17 protein-coding genes and 2 pseudogenes are annotated in these 22,492 nt (G+C 42.8%); 4 read left to right on the top strand and 15 right to left on the bottom strand.

Annotated elements, in window-relative coordinates:
• Positions 1-3: 3 nt before the first annotated feature.
• The 10 genes and pseudogenes from ADU23_RS23860 to ADU23_RS34330 all read right to left on the bottom strand — a co-directional run.
• Positions 4-2,244, bottom strand: coding sequence for an FAD-dependent oxidoreductase (locus ADU23_RS23860; RefSeq protein ID WP_053376028.1), 2,241 nt, complete (start codon positions 2,242-2,244; stop codon positions 4-6).
• 84 nt (positions 2,245-2,328) lie between these two features.
• Entirely contained in the window at positions 2,329-3,951 is a 1,623-nt protein-coding gene (locus ADU23_RS23855; protein WP_053376027.1) for a response regulator, read from the bottom strand.
• Entirely contained in the window at positions 3,951-5,690 is a 1,740-nt protein-coding gene (locus tag ADU23_RS23850) for a sensor histidine kinase (RefSeq protein WP_053376026.1), read from the bottom strand. The genes ADU23_RS23855 and ADU23_RS23850 overlap by 1 nt, the downstream gene beginning before the upstream one ends.
• A gap of 90 nt (positions 5,691-5,780) precedes the next feature.
• Positions 5,781-7,367 (bottom strand): extracellular solute-binding protein, encoded by a 1,587-nt coding sequence (locus ADU23_RS23845; RefSeq protein ID WP_053376025.1) that lies wholly within the window; start codon positions 7,365-7,367, stop codon positions 5,781-5,783.
• A 65-nt stretch (positions 7,368-7,432) separates the two neighbouring features.
• Complete coding sequence (locus tag ADU23_RS23840) at positions 7,433-8,302, bottom strand: carbohydrate ABC transporter permease (RefSeq protein WP_053376024.1); 870 nt, start codon at positions 8,300-8,302, stop codon at positions 7,433-7,435.
• A gap of 13 nt (positions 8,303-8,315) precedes the next feature.
• Entirely contained in the window at positions 8,316-9,263 is a 948-nt protein-coding gene (locus ADU23_RS23835) for an ABC transporter permease (RefSeq protein WP_053376023.1), read from the bottom strand.
• Positions 9,264-9,672: 409 nt separating this feature from the next.
• The gene (locus ADU23_RS23830) at positions 9,673-10,266 is read right to left on the bottom strand and encodes a chloramphenicol phosphotransferase CPT family protein (protein WP_053376022.1); all 594 of its coding nucleotides are present in this window, start codon (positions 10,264-10,266) and stop codon (positions 9,673-9,675) included.
• Between the two features lie 31 nt (positions 10,267-10,297).
• Positions 10,298-11,113 (bottom strand): hypothetical protein, encoded by an 816-nt coding sequence (locus tag ADU23_RS23825; protein ID WP_157265929.1) that lies wholly within the window; start codon positions 11,111-11,113, stop codon positions 10,298-10,300.
• A gap of 340 nt (positions 11,114-11,453) precedes the next feature.
• Complete coding sequence (locus ADU23_RS23820; protein ID WP_053376020.1) at positions 11,454-12,062, bottom strand: hypothetical protein; 609 nt, start codon at positions 12,060-12,062, stop codon at positions 11,454-11,456.
• Between the two features lie 51 nt (positions 12,063-12,113).
• A pseudogene (locus ADU23_RS34330) lies at positions 12,114-12,308 on the bottom strand (GNAT family N-acetyltransferase); the annotation flags it as partial.
• A 254-nt stretch (positions 12,309-12,562) separates the two neighbouring features.
• Here ADU23_RS34330 and ADU23_RS23815 point away from each other — a divergent pair.
• A complete protein-coding gene (locus ADU23_RS23815; protein ID WP_053376019.1) occupies positions 12,563-12,952 on the top strand; it encodes a hypothetical protein in 390 nt (129 codons plus the stop codon).
• A gap of 328 nt (positions 12,953-13,280) precedes the next feature.
• On the opposite strand, the gene ADU23_RS23810 is transcribed toward ADU23_RS23815, so the two are convergent.
• Positions 13,281-13,733, bottom strand: a complete 453-nt coding sequence (locus ADU23_RS23810) for a VOC family protein (protein ID WP_047679368.1) — start codon at positions 13,731-13,733, stop codon at positions 13,281-13,283.
• Positions 13,734-14,269: 536 nt separating this feature from the next.
• Entirely contained in the window at positions 14,270-15,772 is a 1,503-nt protein-coding gene (locus ADU23_RS23805) for an alpha/beta hydrolase family protein (protein WP_053376018.1), read from the bottom strand.
• 690 nt (positions 15,773-16,462) lie between these two features.
• On the opposite strand from ADU23_RS23805, the gene ADU23_RS23800 reads away from it, so the two are divergent.
• Both ADU23_RS23800 and map read left to right on the top strand, forming a co-directional pair.
• Entirely contained in the window at positions 16,463-17,047 is a 585-nt protein-coding gene (locus ADU23_RS23800) for a TetR/AcrR family transcriptional regulator (RefSeq protein ID WP_053376017.1), read from the top strand.
• A 7-nt stretch (positions 17,048-17,054) separates the two neighbouring features.
• Positions 17,055-17,801, top strand: coding sequence for a type I methionyl aminopeptidase (map, locus tag ADU23_RS23795; protein ID WP_053376016.1), 747 nt, complete (start codon positions 17,055-17,057; stop codon positions 17,799-17,801).
• Between the two features lie 386 nt (positions 17,802-18,187).
• On the opposite strand, the gene ADU23_RS34325 is transcribed toward map, so the two are convergent.
• The 3 genes and pseudogenes from ADU23_RS34325 to ADU23_RS23780 all read right to left on the bottom strand — a co-directional run bounded on the left by ADU23_RS34325 (position 18,188) and on the right by ADU23_RS23780 (position 21,480).
• Positions 18,188-18,691 (bottom strand): VanZ family protein, encoded by a 504-nt coding sequence (locus ADU23_RS34325; RefSeq protein WP_053376015.1) that lies wholly within the window; start codon positions 18,689-18,691, stop codon positions 18,188-18,190.
• Between the two features lie 539 nt (positions 18,692-19,230).
• Positions 19,231-20,128 (bottom strand): annotated as a pseudogene (locus ADU23_RS23785) (IS110 family transposase).
• A gap of 548 nt (positions 20,129-20,676) precedes the next feature.
• Positions 20,677-21,480, bottom strand: a complete 804-nt coding sequence (locus ADU23_RS23780; RefSeq protein WP_053376014.1) for a GNAT family N-acetyltransferase — start codon at positions 21,478-21,480, stop codon at positions 20,677-20,679.
• 517 nt (positions 21,481-21,997) lie between these two features.
• On the opposite strand from ADU23_RS23780, the gene ADU23_RS23775 reads away from it, so the two are divergent.
• Positions 21,998-22,444, top strand: a complete 447-nt coding sequence (locus ADU23_RS23775) for a MarR family winged helix-turn-helix transcriptional regulator (RefSeq protein WP_053376013.1) — start codon at positions 21,998-22,000, stop codon at positions 22,442-22,444.
• Positions 22,445-22,492 lie beyond the last annotated feature (48 nt).

Here is a 22,492-nt window from a genome sequence, read left to right as displayed (position 1 = left end):
ACTTCACCTGACCTCACTTAGCGTTTTAGGAGCAAACCATTTTACAGCAAAAACTTCATAATAAGGAGAACCATAAGTTGCGCAGAAATTAAACCTGATTCGGGTTACACCTTTTGCATCCACCTTATGTTTATTCAACGTAAGATAATTCCCACGGATTTTAAATTCACTCTCGGTTCCGTCTTCAAAGGTCAAGGTCACATCATAATCTTGGATAAGCGGCTCGATAGGATCGTCGAAATGCTCCAAATTCAGCTGCGAATTGAAAACTAGATGGATTTCGTCTACATTTTTGGGGCTAGCAAAACAGAATTCCAACCATTCCTGTCCTTCCGTACGTTCAGAAATCCAGCCGTTCGGCAGACCATAAGGTCTGGAGAAGCCGTTGACGACATTCTCGGGATTATACATATTCTGGGATGGCAACAGATCCTTGAAGCAAATGCTCTTATTGAATTTCTTCAGCCTGGACGGCTCTTCCGGCTTATACTGGAAGCTGACCGCTCCTGTCATTTTCTCTTCATTGACGTATACGGCAAGGCCCGCCGTACCTTCCAATACGATGTAGATTTTGTCGTCAGCCGGCTTCTTGCAGCTGAGCTCTAGCGTAATCCAGTCATCATGACCGGCTGCAATAACCAACCGATAGTCTTTCAGCTCGCTGGTGGGAATGTAGTTTTCCTTCCGTTCCCCGCCAAACAGCTTCACATGCAGCGTTTCCGAATGCTCGGACCTATTTTTAATTTTGATCCGTACGCTTTCAGCCACGGATGTCTGAATCGGCAAGGCCAAACATAACCCTTTCTCCAAGGAAATCTCTTCGGTTGGATGAAGATTGTCATAGCTGCGCTGAGACGAAGCACGAATAGTTAATCCGTCAGCGAAGTAAGGATCCAATTCCTCTTGAAGCCCTACGATCGTTTGCCCGTCCCGAAGCAGCAGCGCCTGCAGCTCCCCCATATGAGCTTCGACTATGGCCGCGGGGTCTACCTCATATTTCAAGCATAACGAAGCAGCCGTTCCAACCGCCTGCCCCATACAACCGCAGGTTGCCATTACCCTTGTAGATCCGAAAGCCACATGGGTAGCGCTTATATTGCGACCGGCGAACATGAGATTAGGGATATTTCGTGAATATAAACTGCGGAACGGGATATTGTACAATCCAGGCACGAAATTCCATGCTGTAGCCGGCCCCTCATCGTAGATGCCCTTATTTGCATGTAAATCCATATACCATCCTCCGACGGATACAGCATCTTCGAAATGCGGCTTTGCTGTAAGATCGTTCTGAGACAGCATATGTTCCCCTATAAACCGCCTTGACTCACGCTTTCCCGGAATCGGGCATACATAATCCAAGATGAGATTGTCCACATCATCAAATTCGCCGCTATTTTTGATATAATCCCAGATCCCGTACACCAATTTCCGCAGTTCCAATGCGATGTCTTCATTATTTTTGATAATATCCATATGACCGCCGTATTCCAGCCACCACAATCCGCCAAGCCCGTTGATTTTTCTTGGAAAAGCCCGATGGTTCAAACCTTTTTTGATACTTTCGAAAAAGGCCAACTTCGTAATATCATACGCAAAGCCAGGCCTTTTGTATGGAACGGAATATTCTACGTCACGGGCCTGAAACAGGATCGTATCCCCCATGGTGTAATGGTCCGCCACTTCAGGAGCCAATTCTTCCTCATATTCATGCTTCGCTTCTCTCCCCCATCTGAAGAGAGCACCTGCTTGATATCCAACAATTCCATCTCCGGAGCAATCGATGTAGGTTCGGCTTTCAAAACGAAATTTTCTTTCGGAAGCGAGTTGAAGGCCCTCCACCCATTTAATTCTGCCGTTCTCCATGCCCGTTTCATGCACGCATGTATTCAGAAATAGAGAAATGTTAGGCTCATCATAGACCATATCCAACAAGACCGTATCCGAAAGCGAAAGCATAAGCTTCTTGTTGTATAACGGATTGTAGTGAAAAATCTTCAACTTGAGTTCTTCCACCAACCCGCCCTCGCGTGCATAATAGGACGGACTGTTTCCGAGATATGCCGACCCGTTGATATGAACCCTGACCTCGCTGCTCGCATTTCCCCCAAGAACCGGCCGATCATTAATAAGTGATACTTGCAGCCCTTGGCGTGCGGCAGCAATGGCAGCGCATATCCCAGCAATACCTCCGCCTACGACGGTTACATCTGCTTTAATAAGCTCCATTTTGATTACCTCCATGATTAGATCCTTCTATCATGGTAATCCTTTTGATCCCTTTTTTTTTACATGATTTCGCGAAAAAATCATACATTTTTTGCAACCTTATTTGGATTCATACCGTGTCATTTTTATCCGATATTGCTTAGGTGTATCACCCGTATGTTCTTTAAATAATTTGCAAAAATAACCTTCATTCACAATTCCTACTTCCTCGCACAATTCCAATAAAGAATAATCCCGAACATTTAACAGCTCGAGAGCTAATTGAATTTTTTTACGGTTAATGTAGCTGATAACGCCTTCGTTCATCGTTTTTTTGAATAAGCTGCTAAAATACGATGGAGCTAAATTCACTTCCTCGGCAATAGCCTCCAACGTTAATCGCTGTTTCAGGTTTTTCTCTATAAACCGCATAGCACCCATGATTTCTGCACGATATAAAAGTTGGCCAGCGTGTACATATTCGAATGTAAAGTCGCCAATATAGGCAAGCTGCTCCCGAAAAGCCATAAATTCTATGGGAAACTCTGATACTTCCGAGGTCAGCTTGTTCCCCGATTTAAACTTCACAGTAATGTCTCTGTACAAGTCTCGAAGCATGGGTGCCATGATGGACTTATGGATTTTATGGTCCGTAACAAATTGGTTCAAATCTGCAAGCTCTTTCTCCAGCTCTTCCTTGGAAACCTTTCTTTTCACCCAAGCAAGAAAATCAGCTAGTTTCAGCTGAAAGTCCTCTTTTCTGTCATTATGGTAATGGAACCGATGGACAGGTGTTTTTACAACTTTCTCTGTATGATAATAGAAATCCTCGCTCACATTTTTAGCTTCCGTATACGCTTGTTTGATGGATTCCCAGCCTCGGTGCGGACCTCCAAAAGCGACGGATACCCTTTGATTCAAATATTGATGCAAATGGGAGACGATCTGCCCCCCCAATGTCTGGCAAGCATATTCCGTTTCCATGTCACTGCGATTATTTTCCCAGGAAAGAAAGCCAATAAAACGATTATCGGATAGATCCGCAGCTACACCTCTGCCGCCATTCATCACCGTTTCCTCGATGATATTCGTAATCGCATATTTCAAGATGTTTTGGTCAGCCGCTGAGTATTCGTTCCGGAAGCTTTCATATTGATTCATTTCAACAATGAAGCAGCAATAGTTGGCTTGAAAGAAATGGAACTGCATGCGATTGGCAAAATCCGATGCCCGATGAGAAGGAATTTCGCCTCTGATCAGCTCGTTAAAAAATTGCTTGCGGACTCTATATTTATTTTCAAGCACGGATACGTTTAATGATTGAAATTCCTCTTCTTTTTTCTTAACCTCATTTAATATCCCCGCTGCCTTATCTAAAGCTCGATCCAAATCCGCTTCCCTGAGCGGAACCTTAACGATGTACTCCAATACGTTGGCTTGAATGGCTCTCTGGGCATATTCAAAGGATGAATAGGCGGTCAAAAGAATGTATTGGGTATGGGGAAGCTCTGGCTTTAGCTGCTCAATCATGGAAATTCCATCCATTCGCGGCATAACGATATCGGATATCACGATATCCGGCTTAAGCGTTACGATCTCCTCTATCCCCTTCAGCCCATTATTCGCTTTTCCAACTAAACGAAATCGCTTATCCCTATGGGAGAGCTCGTTAAAAAACAATTCCAATCTCTGAATGATTAGATCTTCATCGTCAACAATGAAGCAGGTGTAGTCTCTCACCATCATGCATCTCCTTTTAACAAGCCTGCTGGGAAAAATGCGCGAACACGGGTTATTTCCTTAGGTATGCTTATGATTTGGAGCCCGAACTGTTCTCCGTAGTGAAGTCTTATACGGCCATGAATATTATTTAATCCGATTCTTTTCCTTTTCACTTCCACATTACTCGGTTCTGAAAATAAGATATGCTTTATTTTATCAGCTGGAATTCCCTCGCCTTGATCAACTACTTCTATGATGACGATGCCGCCCTCCCTGTACGCGTGAATAGTAATCGGGCCTTCGATCCCCCCTCCGTTATAACCATGGAAGATACTATTCTCCACAAGGGGCTGCAGCAGCATTCGAAAGACGGGAAAATCTATTAATCCTGCTTCGATATTTTCAATCAATTGGAAGTTCCTGTTATAGCGGATGTTCTGGATCTCGATATAGTCCGATACATTTCGCAATTCCTGATGTAGCGAAACCTTCTCCGAAGCGTCATCTATCCCGTATTCCAATAATGAAATGAGAGACCCGATCACTACGTCTACTTTCTCTATTTGTCCGAGGCGTATAACATTGCTGATAGAACCAAGCGTGTTATACAGAAAATGAGGATTTATTTGAGACTGCAGCACTTGGATTTCCAGCTTCCTCTCAAGTTCATTATGAAGCTCCGCTCGCCGAATCAGTTCCACAATTTGCTGCAGCATACGATCGAAGGCTCGGGAAAGATCTCCAAACTCATCGTTCCGGTTAATCGTTATTGTAGTTGTGAGGAAGCCTTGCTCCACACGCTTCATTTTTGTTTTGAGCGCATAGAGCGGATTTCTAATATATTTGGCAATAAAAAAAGAAATGAACAAACTTAAGAGAAGTCCTGCGGCTAGAAGCTCGATATAATAGGTTTCCAATCTGGACAAAGCAGCTTTCAAGCGTGACTCATCGTTGATCGAGATGATCGTCCAGTTGAATTTCTCGGTCGGTTTTTTCAGAAGGGAGACAGGAATGCCATCCTTGGTATGCAGTTGAAGGCTTGTTTCTGTAGTATTCAGAATTTGCTCCGCTGACGTTTCCCCGATTGAAAAAGTATGATCTTGAATATTCAGTGGTCCTTTATTTTCAGAAAATCCGGCAATGATTTTACCCGATGCGGTGATCAGAGCCAAATTCATTTGTTCTTTTTTATTTATCTTGAACAAGGTTTCTTCAATGGCGTTTAGATCCAAATCTACCGCAATGGCCATTGGATACGGCGCGCCGTTCAGATATCGAACCATCGTAACTGTCCAGCCGGAATACTTGGATTTGTAAGGATCACTGACAAATGTAGTCCTTCGGTTCTTGTCAGCCGCATCAAACAAAGGTTCTCTTTCAGATAAAGGTTCATCGAATATTCGGGTAGGCGTGCTGCCGCCTAGAATGGATAAATCGCTTTTGATCAAATAAATATTACTGACGTAATTGCTGTTGAGTTCATACAGCTCTCTTAATTGCTTTTTAATCACTTCCGTATTGTCAATGTTGGCTTTCACCGATGTTTCGACCGAGAACAGGATCGTCTGGAAGGAGGAAAAATTAACTGTGAAATATTGATCTACCTTGTCAAGTATTTGATTGGTATAATAAATGTCAGTGGTTCTTATTTCCTTTTGGACATAGCGATAAGACAATTGGCTTATCAAAATGATGCAGCTTAATACAAATGCAAACACGATAAAAAATAATTTTAAAGGCAAGCTGATTCTTCTTCGCATCGAGCATCTTCCTTTTAATTCCGTATTAAACTAAGAATAGCATAAGACAATAAAGAGAGGGGCTACTAATAGCCACTCTCTTCGTTTATTTTACTTGATTATGCCGGCTTCTTTAAACTGCTTGATTGCTGTTTCCTTATATTTCTGCATGTCAAACTTATTATCCAACGTTTGGAGGAAATTGTCCCAGTTGGAAAGAGGGTCTTTGCCCGTCATAAATTTAACTAAGCTTTCATTAATGAAACGTGAGCGGTCAGCTGCCAAGTTATCGCTAGGGTCTGCAGTCAATAAATTTCCGGGCAGCGTTGGCCCCACGTATTTCTGATTATTCATGAATGCTTCTGCCGTCTTAGGATTCTGGAAGCTGAAGTACTCAGCATCATCACCACGTCGCGGCATTCTATAATGATCGACCCATAGATACTTTTCTTTCATTTCCTTCGATAATTCGGAGGTTTTATTTTTGATCTTGCCGTCCACTAGATCCCAATGAATCCCTTTAATTCCGTATGCAAAATTCGGATATGCTTCTTTGTCCGTAAAGAGATAATTCAGCATGGACAAGATCCGAATGATTTTGTCCTTATCCGCTTTCTTGGATATGGCCCATGAATTGCCTTGGAACGATTTTCTCTCTACAATTTGATCACCGTAAGGACCAATCATTGGAGGAATGACGATCCATTCCGGCACCTCTCCACTGATTTCTTTCATTTTCTGCTGATAATCAGGTTCCAGCCTACGGGCATCTCTTATCATGAAGCCAACTTTACCCTTAAATAACTTTTGATCCAACAACTCAGGCGAATTCATCGTCACCCAGTCTGGGTCTACCACTTTTGCCTCCATCATTTTATTAATGTAAGCAAGCGCCTCTTTCATTTTGGGATCGATAAATAGGAATATCGGTTTATTATCTTTCACTTCAATGGCCGAGGGAGGATTGACGCCAAACATCCACATCAAGCTATCGAAGCCGTAGGTTTGCAGACTGCCTTCTTTATTCATACCGCCTATGAATCCGTACGTATCGTTTTTGCCATTACCGTCCGGGTCTTTCTCTGTAAAGGCTTTCATAACTTCAAACAGCTCGTCAGGTGTTGTTGGCACTTCCATATTCAGCTTTTTCAGCCAATCATTTCGGATGAAGAAGCTTCGGCTGATACCGTTTACATTATCATAGCCCGGCACTCCAATGGTTTTTCCTTGATAGGACATCGCCTCCCAGGAGTCGTTGCTGAAACGCTTCTGCAATTCAGGAAATTGATCCAGATACGGTGTCAAATCCGCAAGGACGCCTTGGTCATAATATTGCGCGAGATCAGCCCGGCTCTTCAAAAAGATCAAATCTGGAATATCTCCGCCAGCAATGAGCGTATTTAATTTAGTCGTTGCTTGCCCTGATTGAGGAATCATCATTTCCAAGTCGATATTCATTTCTTTTTCCAACATTTGGCGTTGAATATCTTCTTCACGGGGAGGAAGCGGAGCAGCAGCGTTGAAAGTGCCTTGGTTAAACATCGAGATTTTCATTTTGGCAGCAAACTGGCTAGGCTCTCCTTGCGAATTACTCGAAGCTGTCGGAATAGCTTCTCCTTGTTCCCCACAACCTGACAATACCGTTCCCACACCTACTATTGCCGTCAAAATAGCAAATGAAATCTTTTTACGCTGCATGTTGACCTCTCCTTTTGCTTATATATTATCACGGTTTCCCCGTAATAACTTAGTTTGGAACGCCTTTAACCTTTAACTGATCCCAAGAGCACACCTTTGGTAAAATGCTTTTGCATAAATGGGTATACGATCAAAATCGGAACCGTAGTCACGACAACTGCAGCCATTTGCACAGCGAACGTACTAACAGCTCCGGAATTGGCGAGCGAATCAGCGCTCTGTGTTGCGACGTTAAGCAGGATGTTGCGCAAGATAACTTGAAGCGGCATGAAGTTGGAATCATTGATATAAACAATAGCATCGAAATAACTGTTCCAATGGCCGACTGCGTAAAATAAGGAAATGGTGGAAAGGACGGGCATGGACAGCGGTAAAACGATCCGCCATAACGACTGAAGCTCACTTGCACCGTCAACCCTTGCTGATTCCTCGATTTCAGCTGGCAATTGCTCGAAAAAGCCTTTAATGATCACCAGATTAAATGCACTAATGAGATGTGGGATAATCAATACCCACGGACTGTCTAGCAATCCCAGAGAGCGGATGAGTAAATAAGTCGGAATTAATCCTCCCCCAAACATCATGGTGAAGACAATGAAAAGTAAAAATGAGCTTCGCCCCGGCAAATATTTTTTGGATAACGGATAAGCCGCTATTACCGTAAAAAACACATTAAGCACAGTGCCTACAATCGTTCGAAACAATGTGATTTTATACGCCTGCCCGATACCATGAGAAATGAATACTTCTTTATAGGCTAGAAAGGTAAAGGATTCTGGAATAATAACAATTCCTCTTCTTAACACTTCCGATTCTGGCGTCACTGAAACAGCAACCACATATAGAAAGGGTAGTAAGCAAAGTAGGGATAGAAAAATAAGAATAAAATAAACGACTGCTTGCCAGACTTTTTCCCCGATTGTCAAATTGATCATTTTGAAAACCACCTCACCAAATTTGCCCATCGAATTTTTTCGCGAGTTTATTCGCAGCCAAAACTAAAACAAATCCGATGACAGCTTTAAACAATCCCACAGCAGTAGCCAAGCCAATCTTAAGACGCTCCAACCCTTCACGGTATACCCATGTGTCGATAATGTCGATCTTCTCCTGGTTAAAGCTGTTGGCAAACATGAATATTTGGTCAAAGCCTGCATCCAGAATATGGCTTAATTTAAGGATCAGCATCAGAATAATGACTCCTCGAATGCCGGGAAATGTTACATGCCATACCTGTCTCCACTTGGAAGCGCCATCAATCCGAGCGGCTTCATATAAGCTTGGATCGATTCCTGCTAATGCTGCTAGGTACAATATCGCTCCCCATCCAATATCCTTCCATATTTCAGATAAGATGATCAGCAGTCTGCCCCAGGCAGGTTCCGTTAGAAAGGAGATGGGTTCAACACCAATTTCCTTCAGAATCATGTTAAAAAGACCATCCCCTGGGGCTAATAATGCCACCATCAGCCCGTAAACAATGACCCATGACAGAAAATGGGGCAAATAAGTGATCGTTTGTACGATTTTCTTAAACCATTGGGTATAAACTTCATTGAGCAGCAAAGCAAGTACGATGGGAGCGGAAAAACCGAACAATAGCTTATACAGCGATATGATAATCGTATTTCTCATGATGTCCCAGAAATAAACGCCGTTCATAAAATCCGTGAAATTTCTAAATCCCACCCATGGGCTATCCCATAGTCCCAAAGCTAGGTTATAGTTTTTAAAAGCGATAATGATTCCCGCCATAGGAATGTATTTGAATACGGCAAAGTAAACTAATGCCGGGAATAAGAGAGCATACATCACTTTATACTTTTGTATCGTTCTTATCCATGACTTCCGCTTTTTGGGGAGGGGAATGGCGTCCGCTGCCAATTTAGCTTGCATATCATCACCTCGTCTTTATTTATATTTGTATAATAGCACCCCCCTATCGGATAAATTTCTGAAATTTCAAGAATTTCTTATAAGATATTAAGTAAGTGGGCCTTGGATAGTGCAAATTAAAGGTTTCTTCTGAGATCTGCACCATAATGTAATCCCCTACTTTGCTTTACAACGAAGGTGAAGGCACCGATTTAACCGCCTAAAAATAAAAACGCCGCCTTATAGGCGGCAAAACTACACCGTTTTGATTTCGCATTCTGCCCGTTAGTTGAGAAAAGGCTGCCCTGCGGCAGCCTTGACGTTATTGCACTATCGTTACCTGTTAGCTTAATTCCGAAATTTTGTGGGCAGACCGAGGGGGGCAATAGCCCCAATGCTTGAAAATGTTGTTATCTGATGGATTTGCCAACTATGGAACACTAATCTCTCTTTTACTTAATTTCTTAAATGCAGAGTAACCCTGATCGGACTTAATAAAACTTAATATTTTATCGGCACATTCGGTTGGACTCAACTTTTCCGTATGTACTTCAAGATCATATTCATTATAGGAATATACTCTGTCGAACTGGGAATGTGCTAGTCCAATTAATCGATCTCCCCTACTCTGCTCTCTTCTTGTGAGTTCTTCTTTCGAGCATCGTACGCCTACAAACAATATAGGATGATCAACAAGTAAATCATAAAAATCATTAAAATACTTGTCTTTTGCGATTATGGTATCTACTATTACATTAAAACCTAGTTCTGATAACAATTTAATTGTCGAATGGTACACTGATAATATGGAATCATCAACTATTTGTGAGACAACTTGATGATCTATTCCTCTTGGAGGTTCATCTGGAAATTTCTGATTAACAAAATCATTGTAATTATTAAAAAAATCATCAATTGATAAATGATAAAAAGGAATCTCTTTCTGATTTATCAGCTCAGTCGATATCGAGGTCTTTCCAGAACTTGACGTTCCGTTCAAAAACACAATGAGTCCTTGCTTCACATGAATCACCCTTATCTATAAGATTTGCGTTTCATTCAGACAACCTTATTTCAACAAATTTCATTAGATTATCCAACTGACCAATAGCCCCTACCATTTTACTAAAGACATCTTCCCAATCTAGATTTACATTTTCAATAGTATAGGTTGGGAACGCAAGCGCATCAAGCAAGCCCAATTCAATCCGCTTGCGGTTTTCCATAAAGCTAATATTTTTTTCCGTGGCGAAACGGGGTTTTGAACGGATAGAGGAAATCCAAACCTGCTGCTCCCGTACACTTGGGTGAGTTAAATAAATCAATACTGGATGCATGTCAGCAATCTGATCGGCGATTCCATGAATGTGCTGCTCGATTTGGCGATCTTCAGCTTGATAATGGCCTAGTAAATCATGAATCTGATGCTGAAAGAACACCGCTTCGAGTACATATATCTTCTCTGAAGTGCTAGCAAGCTCAGCGAAACGTGCCCATTGCCGTTGGATCAAATATGTAAACTCCGAGAACGTGGCTATGGGCGAATCCGTCCAGCATAGTTCGCGAGACTTTAACTCGGCATGGAGCGCATTCAACTCGCTGAATGCCTTGACCTCACGATAAGGAAGCAGGTAACTGCCACCATCCTTTATAGCACGTGAGCGAATTTCGTTTGCTGTGTTCGGATAGCGCTCCAGAAGTTCCCTATATTCCTCTTCTCGGAAGAACGCGTGCCAATTCAAGCTCGCCGGATGCCCCTTGGCACCTTCGTCATAATAACTGGATGAGATGCCTTGCTGTACGAGGTAGCGATGCAATCGTTCCGCTAACGTCGATTTGCCCGTGCCACACAATCCTTCAACCAAAATCAACTTGCATTCCCTTCGCATACGATCTACTCCTAACCCTTAAGAAACTTTTACAACAATATGCGGAGCAACATTTCCTACTATTCGATCATACATTAACTTACGCTATCGTGCCCGTTAGTTTAATGAAATGAGCAGGCAACCGTAGTGCCTGCTCATCAATGTGTATCATTCACCAAGACTCTAACATCGAAAGCCGAAAGAGACTTTAGACCAATTTTATTTAGATATGATAGACGCAATTCCAGATTATTAATCAATTCGCAATAATTATCTAATACTTGCTTGTCGAGACAATTACGTAATTTCTGGACAACTAATAGTGATTCTGAGATCGGCATTCTCAACACATCTGAAAGGGAATTCCCTTAACCAAGCGTTCCTGTTCCAACAAGCTTGCGGTACAATTTGGACACATTTCATGTCGGGAGAATAATTTTATCGCCCATAGGTTTCCTTTACTAGTTGTTCCTGCATCACGCATATATTTCAAATCGTAAACGCACCCACGATAATCGTTTTTATGTTCCCTTTTCTTGTAAACGTATGTTACAGGCTCCTTATCATATCCATAAAGTAAAATATCGGTAAATTGCTTATCTTGCTCAACAAGCGGCCTTTCAAAATCAATCCCGATCATTTTAGCAAGTTCTCTAATCTTTACAACAGGTCCGCAGTTAGTACCCGCCCATAAAAGGACAGCTCCTTTTTTAAGCGAGAGTTCAGTTGCGACCATGCGACTTGAATCAATATCACCAAGGACAGTACCTGTGCCGTTACATGTAGGGCATGTTGGAGTGTTTTCTCGTAAAGACCAAATGCCATTTTTCTCCCTGTCCTCTCCAATATTCGCATACAATGACGAAAGATGTTCTAATACTCCGGTAATTGTACTAACAAGAGACCCTCGTCTTTTGGCGTTAAACTTTTTATGGGAAAGTCCAAATTCCAATTAATAACACCCCTTTGGCTGTTTGCTCAATACCCCTAATTATACCAATGACTACCCAACAGCATCTTTATCAGTTTCAGCTTTCATTTTTACTATGTTTTTGGCATGCACATTTTCATGTATCTTCCTTCTCCCAATACCTTTACCGCGATAATCTGGCTTAATAGCGATATGTTTTAGTTCGACTTCGCCTATTGACCCATGTATTACGCCAATTAAGACTATTAACTCATCGTTTAAGAACCTTCCATAAAGTCCCCTAGAATCGTCTTATTCAGGAAACTTCTCTTTTAAGTAGATATATATATCATGTGGCCTCATGTGCAATTTCAGTTATCGACTCCCGTTAATTGAATAACACAACGAAATCCAGAAATGAGTTACTTCTTTATCGCTTGCATAGTGACTAAAAAAAGGTCCTTCTAACGAACAGTATTATATATAAACAGAATGGCAACAGCTCTTTATAAAACTATCCCGCTACTAGGAGGGAAAAATCTATGACTATCCAACTCGCTGAAAGTATTAATCACTCAACTCAAAATAATCACAATATAATTTCTATAATGTCCGAAATGATCGCAACAATGGAGAATGACGCCAAACTCAAAAAAGAAATTCTTTTTAAAGTTGATGAAATCAGTATGGAGATTTCCAAAAAAGACAAACTCTGTTATGACGTAGTGAATGCTACTCATAACGGTGACTATTACAAAGCTAAGATGGTATGGAAACAATTTAGAAATAGAGTAGAGCATGCCCTTGGAGAGCTGAATAAGCGAATTCAATGGACAAGATACCCTGACGAATGGAGCGAAACCTATGAACTCCTAAAGCGTCGAGCAGCTTTACATGATGATGAGGTGGAAAGATTAGGAAAGAGTTATTGAGCGTATCACAGCTCAACGAGGCTGCCGTTTTATGCCGGCAGCCTCGTTCTGGAGATTGTTAAGCTATCGTGTCTCTTTAGTTGAATCCCTTTGAGGTTTAGCATTGATTTCCGTTAAAGTTCATGCATCACAAAGTCCCACCGAGTTAAGGCAACTTGCTGCCGGCCGCGATGCGGTTAGTCGGTGCGGATGTGTCCCGGCAAGTACTTCCACGTCCCTTGTTTCCGGGACCGAGGGTCGCCCAGACCCGGAGCGTGAATGCGGTGTTTATTTGATGCACCCTACTCTAGTAATGTATATTTCAGTTAAGTCTTCTTTTAAACGTCACTTATTTATTACCGAGTTGTTCCGCCAAACCGATTAGAAGTCCTTCATTTCCACGAATGTAGCAGAGCCGATACGAGTCCTCGTACTGAACCACTTCGCCAACGAGCTGAGCACCATACTTAGTGAGTCTGGATACCATTTCGTCAATGTCTTCAACGGTGAACATGACGCGTAGATAACCGAGGGCATTTACAGGAGCAGTTCGGTGATCTGATATAGTAGGTGGGGTGAGAAATCGCGAAAGTTCAAGTCGGCTGTGGCCATCTGGGGTAACCATCATAGCAATCTCTACACACTGTGAACCCAGCCCGGTTACGCGACCAGCCCATTCACCTTCGACAGTAGCTCGCCCTTCGAGCTTCAAGCCAATCTCCTCGAAGAAAGAGATTGCGTCATCAAGCGATTCTACAACGATGCCAACATTGTCCATTCTTAGTAATTTGTTTTTTGCCATAGTTTTATCTCCTTTTGTGTACAAATTTATTACCTGATCATCTTCATATTTATTCTATCAAGAATTACTAATTCCTTCCAAGCGATTAACATCTTGTCACAGTTCATGATAACAAAAATAAGTCACAGTATAGTATTGGTTTTCGGATATGTCATATTAACTTTTATTCTACGAAATTCATTACGTAATTACCGTAATAAGATCGTTTTACGCAATAAAATTACTTAGATACCCCTTTTCTAAACTCCAAATATTATTATAACCCAAGCAGCGCTATCTCCCTGAATGTCTGACATGAGATTTTCAGATGGGTTACATCTTCCTCCATTAAAAACTTAGGAATTCGCTTATCCATTTTAGACTCAGCAGCTTCCGGATTCAAAAAATCCAGAGGCGCTCAAGCTTTATTTGCAATGGTCATCTATGCTTCCGATTACTTGTCGCGTTATGGGATAGGTATCGCAAAACTTTTGGTCTTAGATAGATAGAGCTAGTTGTAGCGATAGCATATCAAAATCGGTAGCCTGTTCCATAATTTATAATAGCGAGGTTACGAACTTCACCTCCGGAAAGCGGCTATCCGGTCCTTTCATTAAGATTCCGCCTTGATTTTTTAGATACAAATCGAAGAAATCCAGCATATAGGCATTGATAACGGAGTTCTCTCTATGGGGCGCAATCTTTCCTGTAACACCCAGCATTTTGAAAATCGGAGAAATGAACTGTACGTCGGTAAAATTCAAATGCTCCGTATTTTCGATATAGAGGAATTGTCCCCCTGCGGCAACCGTTTCGCGCATCCGTTCAAGCTCTACCTTTTTGTCTTCCGTTACTTGATTCATCCACTCTCTTGTGTTGCCCATACGGTTAAGCTCTGCATCCGTGTACACACGGTTATCCTTCACCATTTTTAATCTTTCGAATTCGCTTTCCGAGTTCATGAACAAAAACGGCTTACGCAGACCCTCTCTCTCACGCAGTCGATAGAGCCCTCCATCTAAGTCTATTCCAACCGCGATCCGCGGATCGTAAGAAGCGTCATAGGCCGTCGCTCCGCCGATAGAATGACCGAACACCCCGACATGGCCGAGATCAATCCTCCCTTTTAGATGACTTGGAGTCTGCCCCGATTGGATGAGCTCGAATTGATCCAGCGTAAACGCCACATCGGCGGTTAAAACTTTTCCCAACTTGTCGCGATTTCCGCTTTCCGTCCGGTAATCATGGTCGGGCGAGAATAAGTCGTTGGTTGTGCTGGTCGTGATTCGACCGTCCGGAAACTCGGTTGCAAATGTATTGTAGGTGTGGTCGATCACTGCCACGATATATCCGTGACTCGCGAGATTTTCGGCTTGCGACGTATGGAGGAACCTGGAAGAGCCGAACCCGGGATTCGCTAGTATCAGCGGGTATGAAGTCTGTGCCGAAGAAACTTCGGCCCCCAAATAAGCATGACTGGACACGTATTTCAGGTGTTGAAAAGTAAACCCCGGAAGGCCATAGTTCGCGGCCATATAGCGTAAAATCTGGGTATCGGGAATAAAGGGGACATACTTGCCGGTGCCACCTTGTGCCGGATACCACACCTGAACCATCAGTTCTCTCTTACCATCTCTGGCCTCGTCGAAAATCTCTTCCCTCTTTGTATCCACGAAATGAAAAGTTTGCGTTCCTACCTTAAATTCGCCTGTCGGTTCAGGTAGTTTATATACAGGAAAAGCATATATGAGACCCGCTGTTACGACCAACATTATCGCTAAAGCGGTATTAGCTGAACCCCAAATGAATCGCGGGATTTTTTTGGGGCCGTTTTTTTTAAAATAGCTATAACCTGAAATGGCTAAAAAAATGACTGTTATGAAATATGGGAAAAACAGCTGTACTCTGTATCCTTCCACCGTCCAATGAATGACCAGTAAAAGTGTGGCGATCCAGCTTGCAACGAATACTGGAATTCTACGCCGTCCTTTTTTTAATAGGACCGTTAATGCAAACAAGCCGATGTTTGACAAAAAAAGCAACAGTTCAAACAGTCTCATCTCGATTCTCCTTTTAAAAATTTCTGTTTTTGTTTGTTCCAATATTATCCTGCCAGACTGGCCTAAGCTATCGATTTACCTTACATCTACCTTACATTTTTGTAAGATGCTTACCTAGCACGTAACCATGAAGTGGTAACCATTCCTGAGACTGATCTTCCGGCCCCCTTTTCTTATCCACCTCGGTAAACTGCCCGTTCGTATTATGTGATCAACCAGTTCTTTCTGGTTGATCCTTTTTTCATTTACACAGAGGATAAAGGTAGCCTGGTCGAACGTAACTGCCCGTGGAACTTGATCCCGAGTGCTATAGTGTTCACCCCTACTTGTCATGACCATGATTGAGGCGGTCGGGACACCAGATCCCTTATAATAACCGATGCTATGGAGCGACAAGCAGAATTCGTAGGGGCTGCCGGTGAATCTACACAAATAAGGAGTATGTGCTCGAGCATTTTCCTTCGTTTTCTAAGTGAATATCCAACTTCATATCCGGTTCTGCAAACGGACGAAGAAACCCTTCACGCCAAAATGAAAGAATTGCTTTCAACGAGACGAGGCCGATCTAAAGACTGGATTAGCGAGCGGGTAAAACGGATGTAGCGGCAACACATTGCATTTCTCCGTCCCATGCGTTACACTCTTTATATTGACAAATTTGCAGGTCTATAAAAGGAGGTTCACGCGCCCATGTGCCCCCGTACCAAAGAACAAAATGAGCTTATACGCATACAGCGCAGAGAACAGATCCTGATCTGCGCAGCGCGCGCCTACTTCCGCACGGGCGGCAGCTTCGATATTCGCGACGTCGCCCGCGAGGCCGAGCTCGGTTACGGCACGGTTTACCATTATTACCCCAACCGGCATTTACTAATAGAAGATGTGCTGGGCAGCGGCTTCGAGCGATGCGAGCAAGTCCTGGCAGAATGGGCGAACATCAGCCGCGGTACCCCGGATAACAGGCAGCTATTGACGTATTGCAAGGTGCTGCTCCGGCTGTGGCAGTCGGATGCCCGCGCATATCTCGTCTACAAAATGGCGGCGGAACATTATGCAGGCTTGCCTGAGAAGGATCGGTCCCCCGTCAAGAGACGATTCATGGAACGGCTGTACGTTCCGCTTCAATCGATCGCCCAACGCGAAGACGACAGCGTCGACTATATGCTTGCCGTACTGGTCGGCTGTTGCGGGCAACACTACTATGCGAGCACTTCCGAGTTGGACGTAGATCGAATCGCCCAGCTCGCGATGCAAGCTATTACGAAGGAGTCCTGATACAAACATGGTCATTTTAAAAAGTAGGCATGAAATCGAAGCCATCCGAAAGGCATGCCAAGTGGTGGCCGAATGCCATCGCACGATCGCCCCGCTCATCAAGCCGGGCATCACGACGAACGAGATTGAGCGCATATTCGAGGACATTATTTTGAAGCACGGCGCCAAGCCATACACGAAGGGCTACAAGGGCTATCAATATGCGACCTGTGCCTCCGTCAACGACGTGATCGCACATGGCTTTCCTACAGACAAGCCACTTGAGGAAGGCGATATCGTGACGATCGACACGGTCGCGGAGCTCGACGGTTGGCTCGGCGATTCAGCCTGGAGCTATGCGGTCGGGAAGATCTCGCCGACGGCCGAGAAGCTGATGCGTATCACAAAGGAATGCCTTGACCTCGGCATCGCGCAGGCGCAGCCCGGCAATCGGCTCGGCGACGTGACGAGCGCGATCCAGCGGCATGCCGAATCGAATGGCTTCGGCGTCGTGCGCGACCTTCTCGCCCATGGCATCGGTCGGGACCTGCACGAGGCACCGAACTATATACATATCGGCAAGCCCGGCAATGGCCTCCGCATCAAGGAAGGCATGGTGTTCACGATCGAGCCTATGATCACCGAAGGCACCTACTACATGACAATCGATCCGGACGGCTGGACCGCCCGGACGCTGGACCGCAAGCTCGCAGCCCAATACGAGCATACGATCGCCATCACCGCTGAAGGTCCACAAATCCTGACCGCGCAATAGAATAATTAGAGGCCGACCAACGAAATGGTCGACCTCTTTTTTCGTATTCGGTGTAGCATCTTTCTTCATCCGATACATGCGTTCATCCGCTCTCTTATAGAGCCCAAGGAGTTGAAGCGGGTTTGCGGACAGCGTATCCTCAAGGGTCATGATGAGGCGCTCGACTGGACGCGATAACAAGCCGGTACGACGAATTCATCTCCTGTCAACCACGACAAAATCGGAATTGCCGGCTGACTCGGACGATAAGCGGGCCAGATGATGCAATACTAGGTCTCCCGCATGATGGCCATGAGTGTCGTTAATCGAGCAATTCTGTCCTTTATTTCGACTGCGGTCCATTGCGTTATCTGCCCGTTAACCTTACTGTGACTGGACAAGTTAGTTCAGTTTCTTGCTTTATGACTTATTACTTTGGTGATGACATCCAGTATAAAAAAACCTAGTATTGCCCCGAGAGTGTTTAACAATATATCATCAACATCAAAGCTGCCTATTCGAGAAAACAATTGAATGAGTTCAAGAAATAAGCTAAATAAGAAAGAAAAAATAATAACTTGAACAAAGTTTAGATTCCTCCCTGCAATCACTGGCAACAGAAATCCAAAGGGAATAAAAAGGAAAATATTACCTAAAACATTCCTGATAACAATATTATGGTTTGACGTATGAAAAACATAACTTGATATCGTTTTAAAAGGCACAAAGTTACTACTTAAAGTTAGGGTGCGTTTGAAATCCTTCAAATTAAAATTAACGAGATAATCCATCATGGTAAATGGAGATGCAACTTTAAACCATATGACTTTTAATAATAAAAGTAAATAAACTAGAAAAGTGATTAAAAAAACTACTCTTAATATCGTAAATTGTTTATCAATTATATTCATTAATGACCCAGTACTCACTTTCCATTTTTAAACCTAACTTAGTTCGATTTGAGAAAATCCCCATTTCCTATAAATGGAGAGTCTGAAATTAAGACGCTTTAAATGTAATTAAAGTTGCACTAAACTCCCTCTATGGAGAATCATTTTTCTCTTAAATACGTTTGTTTTCTTAGATTATGAACATTTTCCTTTCGCACAAGACAACTATTAGATGGGATAAGGTTGTAGAAGATGATAAATATGGGGCAAAAAAAGCGCAAAAACACATCCACCCAGACCACTCGTTTTAAAAAATGGACATTCTGGAGATATATGTACGAACTCTTGGATCTCCACTTTGACTCATGGCGGTCAACCATCCCATGTCTCACAGAGTCTACGCTCCCAAATTTCTTCATTCAACCTGTCCATGAGGTGGAGGTCGGATATTGCTGCCCGGCAGGATCTTCGTCCGTATGTTAGTGTTGTTCCGACTCATTCGTGCTTCACTTGTCTGTAACGGTGTTATTACGTTCGGCTTCTATGAAAATACGTGAACCCTAAGCGGCTAAAGACATGACCGTAAACCGGGGTATATCCCGCAACATTTTTTCTTCACGAAACGGATGTCCCTTCTTCAGGACACCAAAGAGAATTCGTATCAACTTACCGCAAAGCGCAATGAGCGACTGCATCTTTTTCAATGGGTTGTTTGGCCGCTTTGTGTAATATTGATGCAGGGCTTTAAATGCACGATTCTTTGCCATACGTTCTATGCCGAGTCCTCGCTTGGCCACCTCTCTGAGATGCTTCAGCAGAGATTCCTCTGACTGAGAAACCAGCTCATACGGCATCAAACAAAGACCGAGCATCTGGCGTGCGGACTTGCATTCCCAATCCTTAAACACCGTGAGAAACTCTGGAAAATACCGATCTAACCAATTATGGACGCGGCCTTGCACCACGCGCAGGTCAGTCGACAGATGATCGCGAATTTTCATTGCTTCCCTTAGTTCAGGCATAGATGCCATATGGAAGATTAGGTACGGCGTATCTTCCGTCTTTGACGATCTGTGCGATCTCTCTGGCGTCTTTGATGTCATTCTTGGTCGGCGAATTGTCGTCTAATTCTTTGCTTTTCTTCACGTGCAGCGGATTAACTACTCCGCATAAGACTTGTTGTTCCTTCAGATTATACGCGAGGTTCAACCAGTAGTGGCCAGTGGGTTCCATACCGACTATGACGTCCTTGAACCCTTGCTCCGTCGCAATCTTTCGGAACCTACTAACAAATCGTTCAAAGCCTTCTCGGTTATTTTCAAAGGTATTGGACTTTCCGAACTCGACTCCGCGGTAGTCTTGCGCTCGTGCCACATGTTTGAACTTTGCTATGTCTACACCGACAATTAGGGTAGAAGAAGTGATTTGATTAATGCGATCATTTTGAGTAGAATTCATTTTGTAGTCTCCTTGGTTTGTATTTGGATTCGGTCGCTGGCCAGCATCTGGGACCCACATACATCATACCAAGGAGTCTTTTTGTTTCTCAAACCTCGTATTTCTTCATAATAGGAATGCTGCCCTTTAGCTTAACGCCAGGATTTGTAGGTCCTCTTTTCCCATTAACCCATTTGATGGTAACTTTCGCCTAGTTTTTTAGCAAAATTATGCAATGTAATACATCCGATAATTGCCATGAACACAATAATACCAACAAACAGTAAAATTCGTTTTTTCATTCTATTATTAGCTCACCTCGTTTATGAATCCTGAATATGTAATAATTTAGACGAAATCTGCGATAAAAGGTTACGCTAAAGTGTAAGCAATGTGAGACTAGATGGAATATGTGAAAGGCTGTTCGATCATAATTAAACGACAGCCAATTTGTCAGTCGTCATTTTTCGTAATTGTTGATCCGTCGTCTACCAATTATGCAATAAAGGCTACCATATGGCAGCCCTTTCGATGTTCAACTATCGTTCCCCGTTAACTCAATAAGAATTTCAAGTAATTTGTCTACTAGATAAAGTAAAATTGACAATGGAAAGTTCCATTGTTGTTTCATACCCCAAGCCTTCATATACGCGAACAGCAGGCAAGTTATTTGCCAATACGCCAAGATAGACATCTGGTGAACGTTTTTTACCGAGGCGTGTCAATTCACTTGTTAGGAGCTTAGCTATACCTCTTCCTCTGTAATCTAACCTGGTAATGATGTTCCCAAGCTCTACAAGCTGAGAGTCATAAAAATGGTAGCCGCCCACAGCTATGAAATCTTCCCCTTCCTTAATTCCAAGAAAAGGACAATTCTCTAACTCACTCCTCGTAAAAAACCTCATTTCACCACTATGTAAAAAATCAATCACCTTAGAATATTCATTTTCACTTATTTTTTTTGCAATTTGAGATTCAAGGAGTTTCGATTCATTCTGATGCTTCATAGTTAAAAAACGCTGAGGTAGCCCTTTGATGAGACCGAAGGATTGAAAAAGTTCAAGGTCCCGTTGACAGAGTATCGTGCCGCAAACAGCATCTTCGTCAAGTTTGATCGTTTCTCTTGTAAAAGCAATTAGTTCTGGAAAATAGATGTCCAGCTCTTCAACTCGGAAGAAAGAAAAGGCAGGAAAGGAAAGTTCGCTAAGATAAGCTAATATAGCAGTAAGCTTGCTATTAATAAATTGGCAAATATATTGAGCCTTCTCCTTGCGTTGAGTTAAATAACTATAAAAAAGCAAATTCTGTTCTGCGTTAATGTGCGGTATTAATTCAAAAATGGTATCGTAAGTAAGCAAGCGATGGGAAATCATTTGAGACACCTCTCAATCTATATATCTCTATTTTAATAAATAAAATGAATAGACTTAAAGGGTAATTTTGAACGATATTTTACATTTTCTTTTTGCGTCAGCTTAAAGCCTATCAGCTTCATCTGTCCCCCTCTCTGATGTAAAAGGAGCTGCCGCGGCAGCTCCTTTTACATCAGAGAGGGCTTCATTTTACTAACATCTCACATTAGGTAAACCTGTCCCACGAAATTACGCATTGCTTCACGTACAGCCATTAGAAAAGCTTGTGACGGCTCTAAGTTAATTTGTATTTTCAGTACCTCTCTTTCATTTTTTTAATTGCATTGGCGGCTGGGGCAAACTGAGGCTTGTTTATTTCGCATGGCACGGAAAGTTCTAGAAATAGGTACTTACGTTGCGGCTGCTTCGGTGCGTACGTTCTCGATGATGTCGTCATATAAATTTGACAATCTTCATAAGCTTTAGTAAATTTATTTTAGTTAAACACTTAACTATATTGAATCTGTGAGGTGACACTATGAAGGACCTTCAGGATTACGTACTTGATTTACCACTGCATAACCTTGTTTTCTTCGCACTGGTAGGAACAACGGCCAAGCTAGTCGACGTCTCGGAAAAATACTGGAAAACCAAAGGACTAAATGGAGCAAGAATACGAATTTTAGTAGAAATAATGAAGGAAGGCGGCACGATATCTCCCTCGACGCTCGCAAAAAAAATCGGAGTAACAAAATCGAATATTAGTCTGTTGCTCAGCCCATTGGAAAATGAAGGATTCATTTATCGAGCCTCTCACCCCACAGATGGAAGAAAGTGGGTTGTTTCTGTTACAAGTGAAGGCCAAAGTTTCTTGTTGCAGCATTTACCCGGAAACCGGCAAGAAATTACGGAAAAAATGCAAGTGCTGGAAGAGCAGGAATTGAATCAACTCCTTTTCTTATTAAATAAGTTAAAAATGGCATAACGCATCTATTTGTTCATTTAGTTAAGTCCTTAACTAAAACCACTTACT

Source organism: Paenibacillus sp. FJAT-27812 (genome assembly GCF_001273905.1).
Lineage (GTDB): Bacteria > Bacillota > Bacilli > Paenibacillales > Paenibacillaceae > Pristimantibacillus.
This window is presented reverse-complemented; position numbering and strand designations above follow the sequence as displayed.

Excerpts from the sequence above, each read along its gene's own strand:
- ADU23_RS23780 (WP_053376014.1), bottom strand. The coding sequence starts at position 21,480 with ATGATTTCCCATCGCTTGCTTACTTACGATACCATTTTTGAATTAATA.
- map (WP_053376016.1), top strand. The coding sequence starts at position 17,055 with ATGGTCATTTTAAAAAGTAGGCATGAAATCGAAGCCATCCGAAAGGCA.
- ADU23_RS23845 (WP_053376025.1), bottom strand. The coding sequence starts at position 7,367 with ATGCAGCGTAAAAAGATTTCATTTGCTATTTTGACGGCAATAGTAGGT.
- ADU23_RS23775 (WP_053376013.1), top strand. The coding sequence starts at position 21,998 with ATGAAGGACCTTCAGGATTACGTACTTGATTTACCACTGCATAACCTT.
- ADU23_RS23810 (WP_047679368.1), bottom strand. The coding sequence starts at position 13,733 with ATGGCAAAAAACAAATTACTAAGAATGGACAATGTTGGCATCGTTGTA.
- ADU23_RS23835 (WP_053376023.1), bottom strand. The coding sequence starts at position 9,263 with ATGCAAGCTAAATTGGCAGCGGACGCCATTCCCCTCCCCAAAAAGCGG.
- ADU23_RS23815 (WP_053376019.1), top strand. The coding sequence starts at position 12,563 with ATGACTATCCAACTCGCTGAAAGTATTAATCACTCAACTCAAAATAAT.
- ADU23_RS23855 (WP_053376027.1), bottom strand. The coding sequence starts at position 3,951 with ATGGTGAGAGACTACACCTGCTTCATTGTTGACGATGAAGATCTAATC.
- ADU23_RS23850 (WP_053376026.1), bottom strand. The coding sequence starts at position 5,690 with ATGCGAAGAAGAATCAGCTTGCCTTTAAAATTATTTTTTATCGTGTTT.
- ADU23_RS23805 (WP_053376018.1), bottom strand. The coding sequence starts at position 15,772 with ATGAGACTGTTTGAACTGTTGCTTTTTTTGTCAAACATCGGCTTGTTT.
- ADU23_RS23860 (WP_053376028.1), bottom strand. The coding sequence starts at position 2,244 with ATGGAGGTAATCAAAATGGAGCTTATTAAAGCAGATGTAACCGTCGTA.
- ADU23_RS23800 (WP_053376017.1), top strand. The coding sequence starts at position 16,463 with ATGTGCCCCCGTACCAAAGAACAAAATGAGCTTATACGCATACAGCGC.
- ADU23_RS23840 (WP_053376024.1), bottom strand. The coding sequence starts at position 8,302 with ATGATCAATTTGACAATCGGGGAAAAAGTCTGGCAAGCAGTCGTTTAT.
- ADU23_RS34325 (WP_053376015.1), bottom strand. The coding sequence starts at position 18,691 with ATGAATATAATTGATAAACAATTTACGATATTAAGAGTAGTTTTTTTA.